Source organism: Candidatus Methanoperedens nitratireducens, from assembly GCF_900196725.1.
In the GTDB taxonomy this organism is placed as follows: domain Archaea; phylum Halobacteriota; class Methanosarcinia; order Methanosarcinales; family Methanoperedenaceae; genus Methanoperedens; species Methanoperedens nitroreducens_A.
Genome location: NZ_FZMP01000024.1, coordinates 34,145 through 51,231, shown reverse-complemented (window position 1 = coordinate 51,231; position 17,087 = coordinate 34,145). Strand labels below are relative to the sequence as shown.

At 45.6% G+C, this 17,087-nt stretch carries 25 protein-coding genes; 14 read left to right on the top strand and 11 right to left on the bottom strand.

Going from position 1 to position 17,087, the window contains the following annotated elements:
• Window positions 1-6 precede the first annotated feature (6 nt).
• A complete protein-coding gene (locus MNV_RS21125) occupies window positions 7-171 on the top strand; it encodes a transcriptional regulator FilR1 domain-containing protein (protein ID WP_394336525.1) in 165 nt (54 codons plus the stop codon).
• 69 nt (window positions 172-240) lie between these two features.
• Here MNV_RS21125 and MNV_RS02850 read toward each other — a convergent pair whose 3' ends face one another.
• Window positions 241-1,110: a methanogenesis marker 8 protein gene (locus MNV_RS02850; RefSeq protein WP_096203869.1), complete on the bottom strand. Its 870-nt coding sequence runs from the start codon at window positions 1,108-1,110 to the stop codon at window positions 241-243.
• 506 nt (window positions 1,111-1,616) lie between these two features.
• Between MNV_RS02850 and MNV_RS02845 the strand changes: the two genes are divergently transcribed.
• The 8 genes from MNV_RS02845 to MNV_RS02815 all read left to right on the top strand — a co-directional run bounded on the left by MNV_RS02845 (window position 1,617) and on the right by MNV_RS02815 (window position 5,361).
• A complete protein-coding gene (locus tag MNV_RS02845; protein ID WP_096203868.1) occupies window positions 1,617-1,853 on the top strand; it encodes a hypothetical protein in 237 nt (78 codons plus the stop codon).
• Between the two features lie 13 nt (window positions 1,854-1,866).
• Window positions 1,867-3,207, top strand: a complete 1,341-nt coding sequence (locus MNV_RS02840; protein WP_179293764.1) for an IPT/TIG domain-containing protein — start codon at window positions 1,867-1,869, stop codon at window positions 3,205-3,207.
• 16 nt (window positions 3,208-3,223) lie between these two features.
• The gene (locus MNV_RS02835) at window positions 3,224-3,571 is read left to right on the top strand and encodes a protease inhibitor I9 family protein (RefSeq protein WP_096203866.1); all 348 of its coding nucleotides are present in this window, start codon (window positions 3,224-3,226) and stop codon (window positions 3,569-3,571) included.
• Window positions 3,516-3,665 carry a S8 family serine peptidase gene (locus MNV_RS21120; RefSeq protein ID WP_143311598.1) on the top strand — a complete coding sequence of 50 codons (150 nt, stop codon included), beginning with the start codon at window positions 3,516-3,518 and terminating at the stop codon, window positions 3,663-3,665. Before MNV_RS02835 ends, MNV_RS21120 begins: the two co-directional genes overlap by 56 nt.
• A gap of 59 nt (window positions 3,666-3,724) precedes the next feature.
• The gene (locus MNV_RS02830; protein WP_179293762.1) at window positions 3,725-4,192 is read left to right on the top strand and encodes a helix-turn-helix domain-containing protein; all 468 of its coding nucleotides are present in this window, start codon (window positions 3,725-3,727) and stop codon (window positions 4,190-4,192) included.
• A gap of 204 nt (window positions 4,193-4,396) precedes the next feature.
• Window positions 4,397-4,627 carry a hypothetical protein gene (locus tag MNV_RS18895; RefSeq protein WP_143311597.1) on the top strand — a complete coding sequence of 77 codons (231 nt, stop codon included), beginning with the start codon at window positions 4,397-4,399 and terminating at the stop codon, window positions 4,625-4,627.
• A gap of 290 nt (window positions 4,628-4,917) precedes the next feature.
• On the top strand, window positions 4,918-5,166 hold the full coding sequence (locus tag MNV_RS02820; protein ID WP_096203863.1) for a hypothetical protein: 249 nt from the start codon (window positions 4,918-4,920) through the stop codon (window positions 5,164-5,166).
• A 69-nt stretch (window positions 5,167-5,235) separates the two neighbouring features.
• Window positions 5,236-5,361: a DUF2196 domain-containing protein gene (locus MNV_RS02815; protein ID WP_096203874.1), complete on the top strand. Its 126-nt coding sequence runs from the start codon at window positions 5,236-5,238 to the stop codon at window positions 5,359-5,361.
• On the opposite strand, the gene MNV_RS02810 is transcribed toward MNV_RS02815, so the two are convergent.
• Window positions 5,351-6,115, bottom strand: a complete 765-nt coding sequence (locus MNV_RS02810; RefSeq protein WP_096203862.1) for a GTPase — start codon at window positions 6,113-6,115, stop codon at window positions 5,351-5,353. The genes MNV_RS02815 and MNV_RS02810 overlap by 11 nt on opposite strands.
• A 105-nt stretch (window positions 6,116-6,220) precedes the next feature.
• Here MNV_RS02810 and MNV_RS02805 point away from each other — a divergent pair, with 105 nt between their 5' ends.
• Genes MNV_RS02805 through MNV_RS02800 form a run of 3 tightly spaced genes read left to right on the top strand, consistent with a single transcriptional unit; the run spans window position 6,221 to window position 8,330 of the window.
• A complete protein-coding gene (locus MNV_RS02805) occupies window positions 6,221-6,706 on the top strand; it encodes a PHP domain-containing protein (protein WP_256999921.1) in 486 nt (161 codons plus the stop codon).
• Complete coding sequence (locus MNV_RS20455) at window positions 6,670-6,894, top strand: PHP-associated domain-containing protein (protein WP_256999920.1); 225 nt, start codon at window positions 6,670-6,672, stop codon at window positions 6,892-6,894. The genes MNV_RS02805 and MNV_RS20455 overlap by 37 nt, the downstream gene beginning before the upstream one ends.
• Window positions 6,895-6,917: 23 nt before the next feature.
• Window positions 6,918-8,330, top strand: a complete 1,413-nt coding sequence (locus MNV_RS02800) for a phytoene desaturase family protein (RefSeq protein ID WP_096203861.1) — start codon at window positions 6,918-6,920, stop codon at window positions 8,328-8,330.
• Window positions 8,331-8,333: 3 nt separating this feature from the next.
• Here MNV_RS02800 and MNV_RS02795 read toward each other — a convergent pair whose 3' ends face one another.
• Window positions 8,334-8,678 (bottom strand): hypothetical protein, encoded by a 345-nt coding sequence (locus MNV_RS02795; RefSeq protein WP_143311596.1) that lies wholly within the window; start codon window positions 8,676-8,678, stop codon window positions 8,334-8,336.
• 77 nt (window positions 8,679-8,755) lie between these two features.
• Here MNV_RS02795 and MNV_RS02790 point away from each other — a divergent pair, with 77 nt between their 5' ends.
• Together MNV_RS02790 and MNV_RS02785 are read left to right on the top strand one after the other, a co-directional pair.
• Window positions 8,756-9,646 carry a hypothetical protein gene (locus MNV_RS02790; protein ID WP_096203859.1) on the top strand — a complete coding sequence of 297 codons (891 nt, stop codon included), beginning with the start codon at window positions 8,756-8,758 and terminating at the stop codon, window positions 9,644-9,646.
• On the top strand, window positions 9,628-10,452 hold the full coding sequence (locus MNV_RS02785) for a sugar phosphate isomerase/epimerase family protein (RefSeq protein WP_256999919.1): 825 nt from the start codon (window positions 9,628-9,630) through the stop codon (window positions 10,450-10,452). The genes MNV_RS02790 and MNV_RS02785 overlap by 19 nt, the downstream gene beginning before the upstream one ends.
• A gap of 24 nt (window positions 10,453-10,476) precedes the next feature.
• Here MNV_RS02785 and MNV_RS02780 read toward each other — a convergent pair whose 3' ends face one another.
• The 8 genes from MNV_RS02780 to phnD form a co-directional block, all read right to left on the bottom strand.
• Complete coding sequence (locus MNV_RS02780; RefSeq protein WP_096203857.1) at window positions 10,477-11,136, bottom strand: metal-dependent transcriptional regulator; 660 nt, start codon at window positions 11,134-11,136, stop codon at window positions 10,477-10,479.
• A 28-nt stretch (window positions 11,137-11,164) separates the two neighbouring features.
• Window positions 11,165-11,830, bottom strand: coding sequence for an ABC transporter ATP-binding protein (locus tag MNV_RS02775; RefSeq protein ID WP_218837870.1), 666 nt, complete (start codon window positions 11,828-11,830; stop codon window positions 11,165-11,167).
• A 21-nt stretch (window positions 11,831-11,851) separates the two neighbouring features.
• Entirely contained in the window at window positions 11,852-12,901 is a 1,050-nt protein-coding gene (locus MNV_RS02770; RefSeq protein ID WP_096203856.1) for an ABC transporter permease, read from the bottom strand.
• A 1-nt stretch (window position 12,902) separates the two neighbouring features.
• Window positions 12,903-14,153 (bottom strand): ABC transporter permease, encoded by a 1,251-nt coding sequence (locus MNV_RS02765; RefSeq protein ID WP_096203855.1) that lies wholly within the window; start codon window positions 14,151-14,153, stop codon window positions 12,903-12,905.
• A gap of 106 nt (window positions 14,154-14,259) precedes the next feature.
• Entirely contained in the window at window positions 14,260-14,430 is a 171-nt protein-coding gene (locus tag MNV_RS19280; protein WP_179293761.1) for a hypothetical protein, read from the bottom strand.
• Window positions 14,431-14,579: 149 nt separating this feature from the next.
• Window positions 14,580-15,341, bottom strand: coding sequence for a phosphonate ABC transporter, permease protein PhnE (gene phnE, locus MNV_RS02760; protein WP_096203854.1), 762 nt, complete (start codon window positions 15,339-15,341; stop codon window positions 14,580-14,582).
• Window positions 15,341-16,057 (bottom strand): phosphonate ABC transporter ATP-binding protein, encoded by a 717-nt coding sequence (locus MNV_RS02755; protein ID WP_096203853.1) that lies wholly within the window; start codon window positions 16,055-16,057, stop codon window positions 15,341-15,343. The genes phnE and MNV_RS02755 overlap by 1 nt, the downstream gene beginning before the upstream one ends.
• Window positions 16,058-16,060: 3 nt before the next feature.
• Complete coding sequence (gene phnD / locus MNV_RS02750; protein ID WP_096203852.1) at window positions 16,061-17,044, bottom strand: phosphate/phosphite/phosphonate ABC transporter substrate-binding protein; 984 nt, start codon at window positions 17,042-17,044, stop codon at window positions 16,061-16,063.
• Window positions 17,045-17,087 lie beyond the last annotated feature (43 nt).

Genomic DNA, 17,087 nt, shown 5'->3' with positions numbered 1-17,087 from the left:
GTCAAAATATCAGTAATCGTAAGCGATAAATTTTCCATGCTCGAATTACCCGGACAGGATGGAAAGATCGATCAGAATACTGCCATCTTCGGCTATGATGATAAATTCAGAGAGTGGTGCAAAAAGCTCTTCCAGTACTACTGGGAGAAAACCAAACTTTGTTCTCCATAATTGATATAAAAATTCATGCCGAATGGTATCTGCCATCATCCGCAGCTAATCAAAATGAAGCACAGCCGCTTAAATCAGCGGTCTTGGCTGCTTCTCATCAGGCTGCACGGGCAGCTTCATCGTATTGATAAGTATCGGGTCAGTTACTTCTTTCGCGCGCTCAAGCAACATTTCCTTTCCGCACTGGGTGATTGCGAATATGGGAATAGCCGTGCCGAATTGCGCTATCGTCTTTCCTGTAATACAGCCGCGTATCCATTTTGATGTGCATCCCGTGGTCATATCCACAAGGTCAAGGAATTCCTTTGCCTCGTCCTCAGGCATGCCTGTGGTATGCACGCCAAAGCCGACTACCTGCACTTTATATTTTTTCTCAAGTTCGCGGATGGCGCGCATGTCTTTCGCGTTCGTGACAGAAACGCCTATTTTCTTAAAGCCGCGCTCGATGGCTTTTTCCACGCCTGCGACCTGGTCAAGAGTCGCGGTCTCAGGGTCAAGAACTATTCCTCCGACTTCCCGTATCCGTTCGATGAGCTTGGGGATCGGCGATGTCTCAACAAGCCCTGAGATGCGTGAGCCCATGCCCTGCGCAAGCTTCGGGTTGCTCGTAATAACTGTCCCTGCCCCATCGCATGCTGTAACGCAGGTATCAAGAAGTCCCCGCCTCAAGCCAGTCATGAATGTCTCGCTTGCGCCAAAACCCACGAATATCTCCATCTCGATCGCCCTGTCCCCGGTGAACAATCCGAAATCCTTCATACGGAATTCGATATTCTCCTTTGCTGTTTTTGATGTGAATTTCTTTATCCCGCGGACCTTATCGAATATGGGGCAGTATTCCGTCTGCGGTTCCCCGGCTTCGACAACTTTACCGTTCTCAACCACTACGCGCGTTTTTCCGAGAGCTTCCATCACATGCCTGTCTTTTTGATCTGCCATGGATACTACTATTTGTCCTGTGTGTATTAATCGTTAAGGTAATGACATATTTTAATAAGTTGCAGCAGATTTTGCCATTTTGGTTGAAAAGATGGAAAAATGTGGCATAGAAAGTCACATAATCAATAAAAACCATTAGCAGCAGATAATAAATTAATATGAGCATGAGAAATAAACCAAAACATTTATATATTAGAGAAGAGTGACACAAAGAATAATAAAAACATAAAAAACGGAGATTGGTGCGTGGTATAAAAGGATAGGACTTATGCCTTGGTACATGGAATGCTAAAGGATAGGACTTACGCCTTATTTCATGGTCTCATTTGTGATGATTATAAAGAGGTTCATGATATGCTATTACTATGTCATATAAAGCTGAAAATCAGCATCAGGGGTTGATTTGATGCTGATTTGAGGTATGATCTCAAAGAACGGATATCACTATCCGGCAATATTGCAGATTACATTATATGACCTAATAAAAAAATAGTAGGAGTAAGAAAATGAGAAAACTATACGTAGCGTCAGCTATCATCTTTTCGATGTTAGCAGGCGTATCTTGGGCTATTGTGCCACCACAGGCAGCGAATCAGAACATTGGTGCCTATGACACATCGGTCAATCAGCTTGTTAAAACCAATTGCAGAAATCGTCACACAGCAGATGCTCCCGACAGGCGCCATAATCTTGTACAGATAGGAGAATATCTTCTTTCGATTTTTCATTTCTATGAAAACTAAAAATATTATATTTATGATTATAATCGTATTTGCACTTCAGGGGCTTGTAATTGCCTTAATTCCCCCTCCTCCGGTTGATCAGAGAATAGGAGTCTATGATAGTAATTTCGCCAATTTTACCGAGTACAAATGCAGAGGCTGTCATACTGCAGGTGTACCTGACGATCACCACAGTCTTGTACCGACAGGAGAATATCAATGTACAAACTGTCATCCCGTACTTCCGAATGGAAGCGGTATTACCATGGTCAGGAATTGCATGCAATGTCATGATACCACATTCAACGGGATGGTTGTTCCAAGACCGCATCATGAGACAAAGGATGCACAGGATAGACATTGCAGCCGCTGTCATGGTAACCTTGTAAACGACTATGATGATAACCACATTATACGGGATGGTCCGCCATCTTCAATGACACCTGATACCAAATACAGGGCAATCAACACAACAAGTGGTAGAAAGTGGGGCGGTTGCGAAGCCTGCCACGAGCAGAATACGACACTGGAACCTCCCATATCTTTTAACAATAAAACGCATCACAGGCTGGGAAGTCTGAGCGGGTTCAACCCTCAGAATAGCTCAAAATGTGCAGTATGTCACGGTAACCATAGCAGTCCATATGGGTCTGACTATATACGATATTGCGAACAATGTCATGGTTTCGAATCACTGCACAGTATTCAATACGATTTTACAAATACCAGCGGACAGAAAGGATACGGTCATATTGGTGATGGTAACTTTGATTGCAATGGATGCCATGCATCATATATAGCAGGCGAAGTGGCACCGGGAGCCAGCGTTATTACGCCAGTCATTAATAATCTCAGTACGAGTAAAGTCTATGCAGAGGCAGTTACTGTATTGACAATCAATGGTACAAACTTTGTGACAACTTTTGACGGCGTTATGCATACATCAGTTGTAATTGTTACAGATGGAATAAATTCTACTACATTAACACCGGATTCTATTACCCCTTCTCAAATGGTTGTAACAATGCCTGCATTGATCCAGGAAGAGTTGTATGGAGTATATGCCCTGAAAAATGGAAGTGTAAAGAGCAATAAATTGCCACTGGTCTCTACACCACTGGTTAAAGTCAGTTTTGCTAACAAGATTGGTACTACGATTACAATCAATGGTTCAGGATTTGGATTGTCGTATGACCCTCTTTACAGTGATTGGTATAATGTAACTATAAAGAACGGAGACATATCCCGTAACATTTCTATTACCAACTGGTCAGAAACAATGGTTGTAGTTACAAGTACCGATGCAGCTTCTGGAGATATTGCAACAGTCAATAGTATCAACGGTGCTAACTCGACAACGGTGACAGATGGATAGGGGATAAGTGATAGAAATGAAAACAGCACGAAAAGGTATGCTTTTAAGAGCGTCAATACACTTTTGCATCATTTTTATGATGATAAGTGGTGTAGCACTTTCAGCAGACCGCGATGTCATTATTGTTTTTCATAAACCAGTCGGTTTATCTGAAAAGGAACTGGTTCGTAGTTATGACGGTATGGCGAAAAAAGATTTTCATCTGATTCCAGCTATATCTGCCAGATTATCAGAAGAGAACATATCAAAAATGAAAAATAGTCCAGCGGTTGCTTATATCGTAGACGACAGCGTTTACAGGGCAGCGGATGAATATACAAGCTCCTGGGGAATCCAGCATATTGGAAGCCAAGATGGTACATAACCAGAGTATTAACGGGCCGGGAGTCAAAATAGCTGTACTTGATACAGGAATTGACTATAACCACGAAGACCTGAAAGATAACTATAGTAAGTGACATTAGCTTTTAGACAAATATAACTACTATCCCCTTCATTAATTATTGGGGAGATGTGGATGAGTAAAATTTCGTGTGTAAAGTATTCTCTAAAGCGTGTTAGAGATCCTGTCGTGCGTGAGCGGTTGCTTATAGTGCAAGCAGCATACGAGATGTCGCTACGTGATGCTGCTGCAAAGTTTGGTTGCACGCATGGTAAGGTTGATTTCTGGAAACAGCGTTACGAGCAGGAGGGTGTTCGTGGCTTGTATACAAGGGAAAGAAGTGGCAGACCACCGAAGATAAGCTACAAGCAGAAATCCAAGCTGCGACGTATTGTTAGGAAGCATAATGCCATGAAGGGTTGGCGGACACGGGGAATACGTGAACTGATAAGACAGGAGACTGGCATAACCTATAGTTTTCGTCACACAATTCGCATAGCTCAGTCATGGGGTCTGTCCAAAATAAAACCTCGGTCAAGATATGCCTTCTCAAAAAAGGAGGACAGAGAGGCGTTTTTGAAATCAACTTATCTATTTCAGTAACGGGATAAGAAAATGCGTTTATACTTTCCTATTCGTCAAGTAACTTCATCATCTTCTAATAATATTGCGATAGTTTCATCACCTGGCGTACAGGTATCTTCATCCAACGGACAAACAACCTCATCATCCGGCATACAAACATCACCACCCGATGCGAAAAAAAACTGGAACATTTACTACGTTGAGACAAAAGTTGCCGGCGATGTGGAAAAAGTCACGACTGTAGCATTGGCAAACCTCAATAAATCCGATATACTATTATCCCCACCCGCTCGACCACCTTTATCAAAGATACTAACATCACCTAAGAATTCAGATGATAAGTCCGGTAGCTCTGAAAAATATCCAGCCCCTGGAGAAATGAAAAGCGAGGTAATTTTTGATATTTTCTCCCGCCTGACGGACAGTCTTAAAGACAGATTCAACCTTGACTGAGTTTTTTTGAGCCACTATTACAATTATTATTCAAATACATAAATATGAATTATATGATTATAGATATTTGTAAAGTGAGTACGATGGTAGTCTCCTCCCAGAGTATACCACCTTATCCCATAACAATCCCCTGATTACCATCATACTCAAAAAACGCTCTTATGGAATATACAATATTCACTTTGAGATTAGTAAATATGTTTATTTGAGGTAGCGATATGAAGGGTAATTGAGATCTTTTTGAAAGAAAAGTCAACTTTCATTAATTCAATTGACCTGGTGAATCAGCTATGTTAAATATAAAATCGATTATAAATAATAACCCGAAAACAGTGGGATCCGTAGTGTTTTTAATAGGCGCTTTATCACTATCATTAGCTTTGAAAATGTTAGGAGAAACGATCTTCCCTCCTTATATACTAAAATACATGTCAGAAAAAACACTATTTATATACATAGGACTTATCTCTTTACTTTCTCTTGTAGCGTATAAATTCATATCCAGAGGCTATACCATGCTCGGCCCGTACCTTAAATGAACTATCCCTTCCTTAAGAATATATAAGTTTATATAATCATGAATTTGCATTTTAGTATGAACAGAGGTAATAATAGAGAAAATTTTAACCAATTCTTCATTTCATCCGCATGGAATAAAGGTAGAATTAGAAGACGGTCGGGTCGGAAGAGTTAAGGAGATCCATCAAAAAGTTGCAGATAACCCTAAATCATAAGTAACCCTTTTTGCCAATCATTGATTATCTTGATAGCCGCCCTTGTTTCATCCACCTCACCCTTTTTCCTCAGAAAATTGCTCTGTCTGCCTATGAGAATAAGTGTATCATAGGAGTCCTGCGCCTCTATTGTAACATGATAGAATGATTCCAGAGCAGGTTTGTTTTCAGCGCACATTTTCTCTATTATCTTCATGGCTACGCCGATGGGGTCCTGCAGGTGTGTTGCATCCTTCACTGCAAGGATGCCCTGTATGTACTCGTCGTTCTCGCCAAATGGTATCACTCCCGGCGTATCGATGAACATTATGCGCGAACCAGCATTCACAAGCTGGAGTCCTTTTGTGTGGCCGGATATCGGGGATGTGCTGGCTTTGTGCTTTCCTGCCACGCCGTTGATCACCGATGATTTGCCTGTATTGGGATAGCCAAGTGAACCGACCAGTATGTCGCGTCCTTTTATTCCGGCGGTTTCAAGTATCTTGTGTCTTAACATCGTTGTCCCGAACCTGTCCTTAATGGACACGAAGACCGTAGGTGCAATTTGTGATAGCCGGGATCTGGTTTTCTCGATTGTTTCCTTTGATACAAGATCGCATTTGTTAAGGACTATTATGAACGGCTTCTTTGAACGCGCTATATCACGCTCCACCTCGCTGTTCCGGGTCTCGTCGGGAAACCTGGCGTCTACGACCTCAAGCAGGATATCGGCTTTTTTTATAACCTCTTTTAACATCATCCTGTGGCTCGCCATGCCATGTGCTATGGCGCATGAGGATATAAGGATGTGTTATGATATCAGGCATCGATTAAAAAATCCATAGGTTAACTTTTTTAATATCTTGGAAAATATCAGTATATGCGTTTTGACCTGCACATCCATTCTAACCACTCATCGGACAGCAGCCTCACAGTCGATGAAATCTTGCAACAGGCTGTAAAGAAAGGTCTTGATGGCATAGCGATATGCGACCATAACACTGTCGAGGGAAGCCTGCTTGGCATCAGACGCGCCCTCGAACTGGACCTGCCTCTGGTCGTGCTGCCTGGTGTGGAAGTCTCAACGACCGAAGGGCACCTCCTCGTGCTGGGGGTGAGAGAATATATCCCGCAGAATCTCACGTATCTTGAGACCATAAGCATTGCCCGGCAAAAAGGCGGCGTAGTCATAGCTGCGCATCCTTTTAAAAGCGGAGGCATTGGCTACGGGGCAAGGGATGCCGATGCTGTGGAGACCTTCAATTCCAGGTGTATATTCGGTGAGAACACGAAAGCAAGAGAGATGGCGCAGGAACATGGAAACCCGGGGTGGGAGGGAGCGATTCCCACCTGCTTTCAACAATAGGTCTTGCTTACACGGATATAGAGGCAGAACCTGATGAGAGATCCATTTTATCCGCCATCAAAGAAGGCAGGACAGGCTCATCGGGACAGGTCGTCCCGTTATCCGTTGTTATTATCCATATACTGCGCGGGTTACTGAGGAAAGTCCGTAAGTCTGGAAAAGAGATTTATAGCAGGATTTTCCATTAGAAAGGAACAATGTAAGAGGCGTTATGGCGGATTATGATGTGATAGTAGTCGGAGGAGGAATCAGCGGACTCCTGTCAGCCCTGACAATTTCCAGGCACGGAAAGAGCGTACTTGTCCTTGAAAAAGACAGCATGGTCGGAGGCAATTGCAACAGCTACAATGTGGACGGCTTCCAGGTGGATACAGGCGTACATGCCATAACCCACCTGCGGGAGGGACCTCTCCGGCGACTGATAGATGAATATTTCACATATTCACCCGTGTTCATGGACCACGGGGACTACTATGTACGCACGGAGAAAGGACTGACGAAACTGCCCTCCAATATCAAAGAATTCGTTACTTTCGATATCCTGCCCAGGAAAGACAGGTTCATGCTTTCGCAGGCCCTGACAAGAGCTCTTACACAGGTAACGTTCGGGATGCTTGAAGGCAACCAGCCTGTATACGACCACCTGCCTGGCGGGTTATCTGCGGACACCTATGATTTTGTGGATGCGGTCGCTTATTCCCTCTCCGGCAAGTCCATGAAAGAGACCTCGATAAACCGCATATTATACGGGGGAAGCTTTGTCAGGGACAGCATTTCGGAAGATATTTTCGAAGATGAACCGCAGGAGAGTACTTCTTATACGTCCAGGATAACAGATACGCTGTCAAGGTACCAGTTAAAAAGCCATTTCTCGAACATAAGCAGGCTGGCTACCAATAAAATCGCCTACGCGCAGGGATATCCCCGCGGCGGCTTAAAGTCTGTATTAAATGCGGTCTTATACTCTATGCCAAAAACTGTGCAGATCAAAACCGGCTCAAGGGTCAAAAAGATCATATCCGAGGGCGGAAAGGTGACAGGGGTTGCTACGGATAAAGGCGTATTCAAGGCCAGCACGGTCGTATATTCGGGTTTTGCAAAAGCTCTTCCGGATTTGATTGATCTTCCCCCTGATTATAAAGAAAATCTTTCCCATATAGACCAGACCTTAAGCCTTACCATATGGCTTGGCTTGAGCGAAAAACTAAAAATGTTCGATTATACAGGTTCTGAGATATGGTTCAAGGGCGGAGCATACTGGGCGATGCCTGTCAGCAATCATGACCCGGGTCTTGCGCCTGCAGGCAAGCAGTTAATCGGGTTCACATTTATCATCGATGATAAAAAGAACATAGAGAGCGAAAAGAAACGGGCATTCGAGCTTATCCTGAGGGCTGCTCCGGGCATCGAAAACATGATAGAAATGACGCATTACCAGGTAACGATACCTGAGAAAGCAGCCGTTACCATAAACGGGTATTTTGCCACCGTGCGCCCGCCAGTCGAGAACCTCTACCTTGTGGGTACGGACGTCGATAACAGGAGCATGGGCGTCACAAGGGCGGCGTATTCGGTGCTTGAGCTTTTGAGGGCTATGAAAGAGGATAAGAAACTTTTGCCCTGAGATTTATTTTTTAATTTTTCTTCTCTTCATATAATCCGAAAAACCTGAACTCAGCACAACAACAATCCCGGCAGTGAATACCAGAAGACCGAGCAGTTTCGGATTTGAATAATTATCTTTTAGAAGTAGCAGTACTCCGGCGTGCAGTACCAGGAGACCTATTATCATATATGTTATCTCTTTATACCGGGGAAAAAGCCTGTTGAACATCACACCCGCTGCCCACGTCCCTATGCCCATATATTCATAAGGAGTACTTTTAGCCGGTTCATAAATCCGATAGTAGAGTCCTAAAATCAGGAACATGCCGCCAAGAAATCCCAGGAAAACCATTTTCAGTTTGTTCATATCGACCATTTACTTTTTCGTTTCAGTAGTTCTTTATGCAGGGTATTTAATGTTTCGGAAACCTCTGGAGTAATTGTATGGATATAATCCCCATCGCAGCAGATTCACTCGGTACGCGCAGCATGGCAACTTTCATAGAAACCGGGGATTGCAATATCTGCATCGACCCCGCCGTCTCCCTTGGACCGCGGCGCTACGGTCTTCCGCCCCATCCGCTGGAGTACAGGAAAAGGGATGAGCACCGAGAGAGCATAAAAAAATACGCTGAAGAATCCGATGTGCTGATCCTGACGCACTACCATTATGACCACCACGACCCTGAGTTCCCGGATATGTACAGGGATAAGACCGTATTCATCAAGCATCCGGCAGAGAACATCAACCGCAGCCAGAAGGGAAGGGCTGAGCTCTTTTTAAAGAAGATAGACGGTATGCCTGAGAAGATTGAGTACGCAGACGGCAGGTTTTTCTCATTCGGCGATACAAGCCTTCGCTTCTCGGATGCCGTGTTCCATGGGACGGGCAACAGGCTCGGATACGTGGTCGAAACGTGCATCAGGGAAGGTGATGAGAGCTTCGTGTTCACTTCGGACGTGGAGGGACCGAACACGAAAGAGCAGACGGATTTTATTTTAAAAGAGAATCCGGATGTAATATATCTTGATGGCCCTCTTTCGTATATGCTGGGCTACCGCTATTCGTACGAGAGCCTGGCAGGTGCTGTTGAGAACATTCTTCGTATCCTTAACGGGACGGATGTGAAGAAGCTCATAATTGACCATCATCTCCTGCGGGATTTGAACTGGAAGGAAAAGATAGCCAGGGTCTTTGATGCAGGGAAGGAAGTGCTGACCGCAGCAGAATTCCTGGGCGCCGGGAATAACCAGCTTGAAGCAAGAAGAAAGGAGCTGTTTAAAGATCAACCTGTGCGGGAAAGTACACTGGAAAGATGGGAAGTGGAAGAATGATAATCGGCGCATCGTCCTTTGCCTCGTCCCTGCCTGAATTGCAAAAGGAAGTGGAAAGCATTGAGCTTTATATCCCGAAGCTTGGGCTGTACAGGGGAAACGAACTGGTAAAGGAGCGGGTGAAGCAACTTCGCGATGCTCTCTCCACAAGCGGCATCCTCACCTCCATGCACGCTCCGTACTTCGGGGACTCGCCTAACTATCCGGTTGAACTCATGGTTGATACGGCGCATATGGGCAAAGCGCAGTTCCGGCTCATGGAGGAAAGCATCGGCATGGCAGGTGAACTGGGCTGCAGCGTAGTTGTTATTCATCCCGGGAAAATTACAGGTGAAAGAGAGACATGTTTCATGAACATGGTGGATAACCTCAGGCTGCTCTCCCTTAAAGCCGGGGACTGCGGTATTATCTTTGGGCTTGAGAACAAGGAAGGCACAGACCCTACGAACCTTTGCTGCACTGTGGAAGAGCACTTGCGCGCGATAAAAGAGGTGAACTCACCCGATTTAAAAGCCACCTTCGATATCGGGCATGCGAACCTTACGTGCGGCGGGAACATGAAGAAACTGCGCGAGTTCATAAGAGGACTCGGGGACAACGTGGTGCATGCTCATATACACGATAACAACGGCATGAACGGCGAGAAGTACTTCGGGGACATGCACGCCGCACCCGGGGAAGGGAGTATTGATTTCTCTGTGCTGCGCGAGCTGCGTTTTAAGGGTGTATATAATCTTGAGGTATTTTCAATAGAGGATGTGCGCAGGGGTAAGAAGATGCTTGAGAGCCTGTGGCAGCATGCTTAAAGAAATAATCTTTTTTATCGCAGATTATTTTTTTTTCTCCACCAGTATTTTCTCTGCAAGTTCTTTTCCAAGTGATTTCTGCTCGCCTCTCACATTGACCAGAATCGGTCCTCCGAAGGGAGCAATGCTCTTTATCTCGATATTTACTTCAGGATACAATCCGAGGCTGCCGATATATTGCAGCATCCCGGGATTCTCTTCAAAGACGCTTACAATGACTCCCTTCTCACCTGCTTTAAGCTCTGATAATTTTACAGCGTTATCACGGGCTACCAATCCCTCTTTATCAGGTATAGGATAACCATGCGGGCATGTTTTCGGGTTGCCCAGTCTTTTTTCGATTTTTTCCTCCATCTCACTGCTGATATCGTGCTCAAGCCTGCATGCCTCTTCATGCACTTCGTCCCATCCGAAGCCCAGAATGTCGGTTAGCAGGCGTTCGGAAAGCCTGTGTTTCCGTATCACTTTCTTGGCTGCACGCTCACCTTCTTCAGTTAATACAACACCTTTATCGGCATAATTCACAAAACCTTTCTGTTCAAGCTGTTTTAACATCTCCGAGACTGAGGAGGGGCTTAGCTCAAGACTTTCTGCGATCTTCGAGGTAGTGGCGGATTCTTTCATCTCCTGAAGCTTGTATATCGATTCCAGATATTCTTCTATCCTGGGGGTTTCTTTTCCCATATTATTAATAGTAGGGCTTTGATATAATTTAATACTTTACCTCGCCATGTGATATCTGTATTATCTTATCCCCCATCTCGCCAATCTCGGGATTGTGTGTCACTATCACTATCGTCCTCCCTTCGCTATGGAGTTCCCTGAATATATCAAGAACGGCTTCCTCGTTCTTTTTATCCAGGTTCCCTGTGGGCTCATCCGCGAGTATTATCTGCGGCTGGTTGATAAGTGCGCGAGCTATGCACACGCGCTGCTGCTCTCCGCCGGAAAGCTGGGATGGCAGGTGATGAAGCCTGTGTTCAATGCCGACGCGCAGGAGCGCTTTTTTCGCTTCTTCCTCGTCCTCGATGCTGTGGAAATACTGAGCAACCATGACATTCTCAAGCGCTGTGAGATGGGGTATCATGTGGAACTGCTGGAAAACAAGCCCGATGTTCTCGCGCCGGAAACGCGTTCGCTCTTTCTGGTTAAGTTTTGTTGTCTCAATCCCGTTCACAAGCAAAGAGCCGCCTGTTGGGGAATCAAGACACCCTATCAGGTTCAAAAGCGTGGTTTTCCCGCTCCCGGAAGGGCCCATTATATTTACCCATTCTCCTTTTTCAATAGTGAAACTGGCGTCCTTGAGTGCACATGTTGTATCGTACTTTTTAGTAAGGTTTTTTGCTGTTATCATTTCTATCAGTCCTGTTTCCTGCATTTGCGGGGTCTTTACGGAGTCTTATTCACCTCTTAATATTACGACCGGGTCGATTGAAACTGCACGCCTCACAGGCAGGAGGCTTGCGGTTACAGATATCGTTATTGAGATTAAAAGAGTAAGAGCAAATACTTCCGGCTTTACTGAAACCTGCACATCGAATATCTTCATTCCTATGAGCTGCGAGAGTAAGAGCCCGACTAGATATCCGAATGTGCCGCCTGCTATACCTATCACTCCTGCCTCGGTAAGAAATATGGCTGCAAGCCTTTCGTTCGCGCAGCCAAGCGCTTTCATAAGCCCTATTTCACGGCTCCTCTCAAGCACGCCCGTTATCATTGTACTCAAGAGACAGAGACACGCTGCTGAGAGGACAAAGAAAGCCACAAGAGCCATCAAAAGCTGGGTTTTATCAAGAAGAGCCTCCTCGCTCTCAGCCACCTGCATGACCTTCTTTACTTTATAGTTTTTATTCTCCAGGTATTTTACAACATCATCGATATTTCCAAGGACGCTTACCTGGACCAGTGTTGCCCCGCTTTTGCCGGAAATCGCTTCCGCAGTCTTCATTGGAATAAAAATCCTGTTATCATCGGATGTACCTGTATCCAGGATACCTGAGACCTTGAAGGTGCGGTTTCCAGCACTCAGCGCATCACCTGCTTTTAACCCCAGTTTTTTTGCAGCATTAATTCCTGCCAGCACCTCGTCCTGCTCAGGCAGTCTGCCTTCAATATGCCACCACGGATTCATTTTCCTTGCCGCGCCGATATCGGTTCCTGCAAATTCAACATTTTTTGCGTTAACCCCGGTTTTGAAATAAAGGAAGGGGACAGAGCCTATGATAGAGCTATGCGTAGCATCGAACTGGTCGATATACTCCCCTTCGCCCGGCAGGACAATAAGGTTGGCTCCATAGCTTCGCAGCTCCTTTCCCATCTTCTCCCTTATGTCCAGAGAGACCGTCAGCAGTGAAGTTACTACGGCAGCGCCAAGCATTATCGCAATTACAGATACCAGAAACCGTTCTTTTCTTACCCTGAGCGATCTTATCACCAGACGGGTGAACATTTCAATCACCCCTGAGAATGACGGATGGTTCTATTTCAACAGCTTTTCTTACCGGCATCATGCTGCCAAGAAGAGCTATCCCGACAGATAGTATTTCTGAGATCGATACTGAGAGAAGGGAGGGGTTTATGACGGCGCCGAAAACCCAGAGACCTACCATCCTGGCAAGTATGGAGCCTATAAGAATTCCAATTGCTCCGCCTGTGATGCCAATGACAACCGCCTCGGCAAAGAACAACTGCGCAATTTGAACTCCATCAGCACCGATCGCTTTCATCAGTCCTATCTCTTTTTTTCTCTCGAAAATCGAGGTGTTCATAGCTGCTGTCACGCCAAGGGAAGCCGAAGTCATGGCTGTAACTGTGATTAAAAGCATAAGCCAGTCAAATTTTTTAAGCATCTTCCCTTCGTTATCAGCTATCTGCCGGATTGGTCTGGCGTTTGCATCGGGTATTACCTCTTCGATCTGGAGCATGATAGAGGAGATGTACGGCGTACAGTACCAGGTCTCGTATTCTTCTGGCGGAAGCCCGGACGGGTCAATAGCATCATCAGGCTCAGGCTTGGTCAGGGCGCTGACCACAACGCGGTCAACCATGTCCTGCCTGTTGAAAAGCTGCTGCGCTTCTTTAAGAGAGACTATTATCTGGCTATCTTCATCCCCGCCTGTAGAGAGGATGCCTGATACTCTATACGTCGCATTATTGCTTCCGTATTCTGCCCTGAAAATATCCCCCTTGCCCAGGTTTAACTTCTCAGCGGCTCCGATACCCACAAGAGCTTCTCCCTGTGAAGGCCAATCTCCTTTAACCTTCCACCAGGGTGCTATCGTCCTTACTCCTGTCTTTAAGGTTGCTTCCCCTTCTTCGGCTTTTCTTTCTCCTATATAAGTTTTGTTGAACCCGGGTATCTTTATTTCCTCGCTAAAATAGGTGCCGCTTAACACTACTTCCGAGTCATTTACCTTTACCGTATCGCCCAGGTAGGGCGAGTATCCGATGATGTTATGCCTCCAGAAAACGGTCTTCATTTTGTAGAGGTCGCTTTCCTGAATGAGTTTTGTCTCTGACGAAGGCAGCAGGACTATATTTGCGCCATAGCTTTTCAATTCCCGTCCCATCTTGTCATTGATATCAAATGATATGGAGAGCAGGGTCGAGGCTATGGATGCGCCCATGACCACTGCCAGGATAGCCAGGGCTACTCTGGACTTTCTGCGCTGGATAGCTTTTAAGAGCAACTGATAGAACATAATATTTAATACAGTATTCCCTAACTTTAAAGTTTCGGTTAGGCGAATAAATTATTTAGGATTTCCTGATAACATCTTCTGATTTTAAGTTGTGCTGGGATGCGCATCAATCCAAAAAGATGCGAATCACCGGCGTCCTGGCGTTATATTTAAATAATTCTTCCAGTATCTCAACGTTTTTTGCTTTATCATCGCGGTTTACCTGGGCTAGAATTCTCCCAATGATGAGTTCCATATCTTCTTCTTTTCTTAGATTTATTCGTACTGCTTCGATCATGTTATCTCCCAATGTGGTTTGAACCTGACCCTGAAAAATTAGTGTATAGATAGGATAGGATTAAATTAGGGTCAGGTACACCAACCAGTAATTATCTTGCTGGCATATAAGTATTTCGGTTAACCGAATTATTAAATTCGGAATACCTATCAAGACAGGAACCTGTCCCGTATCCTTGAGCTCAGGAGATCAATTATCAACACAACCGCAAGAGTGAGGATTATAGCGGTTGTAAGCCTCTGGTACTGGAAAAGCTGGATATAACTTATCATGTAATAGCCTATGCCGCCTGCGCCCACAAAACCCAGTATGGCAGATGACCTGACGTTGTATTCGAACATGAAGAATAACTGGCTGAGGATATGGTTCATCGATTCCGGGAGCATTACGAGACGTACCTCCTTGAAGCGGGATATTCCAATAGCTCTTACAGCCTCGATTATCTCCTGGTCTACAGCCTCAAATGCCTCGTAGTAGAGCTTGCTCAGGTAGCCGATTGAGTATACGGCTAATCCCAGCGTCCCCGAAAGCGGTCCCAGGCCGAACGCTACCACGAATATGATCGCCCACAGGAGTGCAGGTATTGTCCTGATGGCACCTAGAAGAAGGCGGACGAATGCGCTTATACTGCTTCCTGAGACGTTCCTTGCACCCAGGAGCCCAAGAGGCAGGGCCGCTGTGAAGCCCAGGGCTGTTCCGAGAAGCGCCATCTGGATGGTTTCGAGTATTGAATATAATAAAGTCCCTGTGACGCCAAAATCAGGAGGAAAAAGATCTGCCGCAAAGATTATTAGATTGCTGCTGCCGCGAGCCAGCCTACCAGCATCGAAAAACCCGATTGAATAAGCAAGATAAATTATTATTGCTAAAAAAATTGACGCCCTGAGTATACTTTCCCTGGAAAAATTCATTATGTGAATACATCCCTTACTTTATTGCGGTCAAGCTCTTCAGAACATATCTCCCCGATCTTTACCCCGCCTTTCATAATCACGGTCGTTTCACTGTAATTGCGCGCCAGTTCGATATCATGCGTTGCTATTATCAGGGTGGTATCCTTTCCTTTTAAATTTTTCACCATATCCATGATCTCCCTGGCAGTCACAATATCAAGATTGGATACGAACTCATCTGCAAGTATGATCTCAGGCTCCTGCATCAACGCCCTTGCTATGGCTACTCTCTGCCTTTCCCCGCCGCTTAAGGTGTGCACCCTTTTGCCAGCTTTATGAGCTATACCGACCATGCTCAGATATTTCATGGCAAGGTCGACCTCTTTTTTCGGGAATAAACCAAACAGGGTACCTGCAAACCCTATTCTGGCATGGGCGCCTATGAGGGCGTTCTCAAGCGCGGTCAGGCTCCTCACTAATCCGAGCTGTTGCGGGATGTATCCCATCTTATGTTTCTCAAGCTCACCGTGGCTGCTGCGTACACTTACCGACCCGCTGCAAGGCTTCAGGAGGCGGCTTATGATCTTGAACAGCGTTGTCTTGCCCGAGCCGCTTGGACCTATCAGCGCGACGCTTGCGCCGCGCTTTATCTTCAGGTCTATATCCTTCAATGTGTGGTTATCCCCCGTAGGGGAGTACCACACACTGTTGAGTTCTATTGCATGCTCAGTCACGCCTCATCCCAGCTTCTCTGTGAATTTGTAGCCTGTGGTGTTGAGAGCACCTGATAAGCCTGCCAGGTGTTCTTCGTTGGACGTTTTCCTGAACCCTACGAAGATCGCAGAGACAAGCTTTTTCATCAGGTTGCTGTGCTCCGGCTTGTTCATCTCCATGAAAGCATTGATGAGTTCAGACCGAAGCGGCTCCTTCAGGCTATTGCTGAAGACTATGCTGTGGGAGGGGATGGGTCCCTGTGTCTCTATTATCCGCGTATTGTCCATTATCTCTTTAAAGAGGCTCTCAGAAACGTCGCCTGCGATTACTCCCACATCAGCCTGTCCTCTCTTCAGTGCATCCCATGCAGGACCGTACCCGCCCGGGGTAGAGACCGCGCCGAAGAATTCCTTCGGATCAGCTTCTTTTCCCTGGGCAGGTTTTGATATCAGACCTTTTTCAACGAGTTTCGATACCGGGAACAGGTAGCCTGAAGTGGATGTCAGGCTTGCGTACACTGCCCTTTTCCCTTTCAGGTCTTCAAGTTTAGTATAACTTGAGTTCTTCATGACTATATAATATGAGTAATAATAGGTCTCATTCGTTTTCTTTCCATCGATCAGGACTTCCCTGACCTCAGCCAGTACGACATCAGTCCCTGCAAGCTTTGCAGAGGCTGCGGCAGGCCATGCGCTCATCAGGCCCACCTGCGCATGCCCGAACCTCAGTGATTCAACCACAGCGGAATAACTCATTGGCACATATACTTCAATATCTGCATTTACCCTTGATTCTAAGAAAGTCTCAAGCTCCTTTGCCTTTGGCATTATTTCATCTGCCTGCTGGGTGGGCTGGATGGCTATGGTTATTTTAGGCTTGGCTGCCTGCTTTGTTTCCTGCACATTCTGTTGTCCATCTGGCTTCTCTGCCGGTGTCTGTGATTGAAGACAGCCGGATATAAATACTGCTGCTATGATCAGCACAGTAATCGCTATCGTTTTTTTCATTTTTACCTCTCCGTTAATTCGTGTTTGATTTGCGCGTCAGCCA

Bases quoted from the DNA above. Each gene is read 5' to 3' on its own strand.
- MNV_RS02835 (WP_096203866.1), top strand. From the start codon at position 3,224: ATGAAAACAGCACGAAAAGGTATGCTTTTAAGAGCGTCAATACACTTT.
- MNV_RS21120 (WP_143311598.1), top strand. From the start codon at position 3,516: ATGAATATACAAGCTCCTGGGGAATCCAGCATATTGGAAGCCAAGATG.
- MNV_RS02770 (WP_096203856.1), bottom strand. From the start codon at position 12,901: ATGTTCACCCGTCTGGTGATAAGATCGCTCAGGGTAAGAAAAGAACGG.
- MNV_RS02820 (WP_096203863.1), top strand. From the start codon at position 4,918: ATGTTAAATATAAAATCGATTATAAATAATAACCCGAAAACAGTGGGA.
- MNV_RS02830 (WP_179293762.1), top strand. From the start codon at position 3,725: ATGAGTAAAATTTCGTGTGTAAAGTATTCTCTAAAGCGTGTTAGAGAT.
- MNV_RS19280 (WP_179293761.1), bottom strand. From the start codon at position 14,430: ATGATCGAAGCAGTACGAATAAATCTAAGAAAAGAAGAAGATATGGAA.
- phnE (WP_096203854.1), bottom strand. From the start codon at position 15,341: ATGAATTTTTCCAGGGAAAGTATACTCAGGGCGTCAATTTTTTTAGCA.
- MNV_RS02800 (WP_096203861.1), top strand. From the start codon at position 6,918: ATGGCGGATTATGATGTGATAGTAGTCGGAGGAGGAATCAGCGGACTC.
- MNV_RS02850 (WP_096203869.1), bottom strand. From the start codon at position 1,110: ATGGCAGATCAAAAAGACAGGCATGTGATGGAAGCTCTCGGAAAAACG.
- MNV_RS02785 (WP_256999919.1), top strand. From the start codon at position 9,628: ATGGGAAGTGGAAGAATGATAATCGGCGCATCGTCCTTTGCCTCGTCC.
- MNV_RS02775 (WP_218837870.1), bottom strand. From the start codon at position 11,830: ATGCAGGAAACAGGACTGATAGAAATGATAACAGCAAAAAACCTTACT.
- MNV_RS02795 (WP_143311596.1), bottom strand. From the start codon at position 8,678: ATGAACAAACTGAAAATGGTTTTCCTGGGATTTCTTGGCGGCATGTTC.
- MNV_RS02845 (WP_096203868.1), top strand. From the start codon at position 1,617: ATGAGAAAACTATACGTAGCGTCAGCTATCATCTTTTCGATGTTAGCA.
- MNV_RS02765 (WP_096203855.1), bottom strand. From the start codon at position 14,153: ATGTTCTATCAGTTGCTCTTAAAAGCTATCCAGCGCAGAAAGTCCAGA.
- phnD (WP_096203852.1), bottom strand. From the start codon at position 17,044: ATGAAAAAAACGATAGCGATTACTGTGCTGATCATAGCAGCAGTATTT.
- MNV_RS02840 (WP_179293764.1), top strand. From the start codon at position 1,867: ATGATTATAATCGTATTTGCACTTCAGGGGCTTGTAATTGCCTTAATT.
- MNV_RS02790 (WP_096203859.1), top strand. From the start codon at position 8,756: ATGGATATAATCCCCATCGCAGCAGATTCACTCGGTACGCGCAGCATG.
- MNV_RS02780 (WP_096203857.1), bottom strand. From the start codon at position 11,136: ATGGGAAAAGAAACCCCCAGGATAGAAGAATATCTGGAATCGATATAC.
- MNV_RS02810 (WP_096203862.1), bottom strand. From the start codon at position 6,115: ATGGCGAGCCACAGGATGATGTTAAAAGAGGTTATAAAAAAAGCCGAT.
- MNV_RS02805 (WP_256999921.1), top strand. From the start codon at position 6,221: ATGCGTTTTGACCTGCACATCCATTCTAACCACTCATCGGACAGCAGC.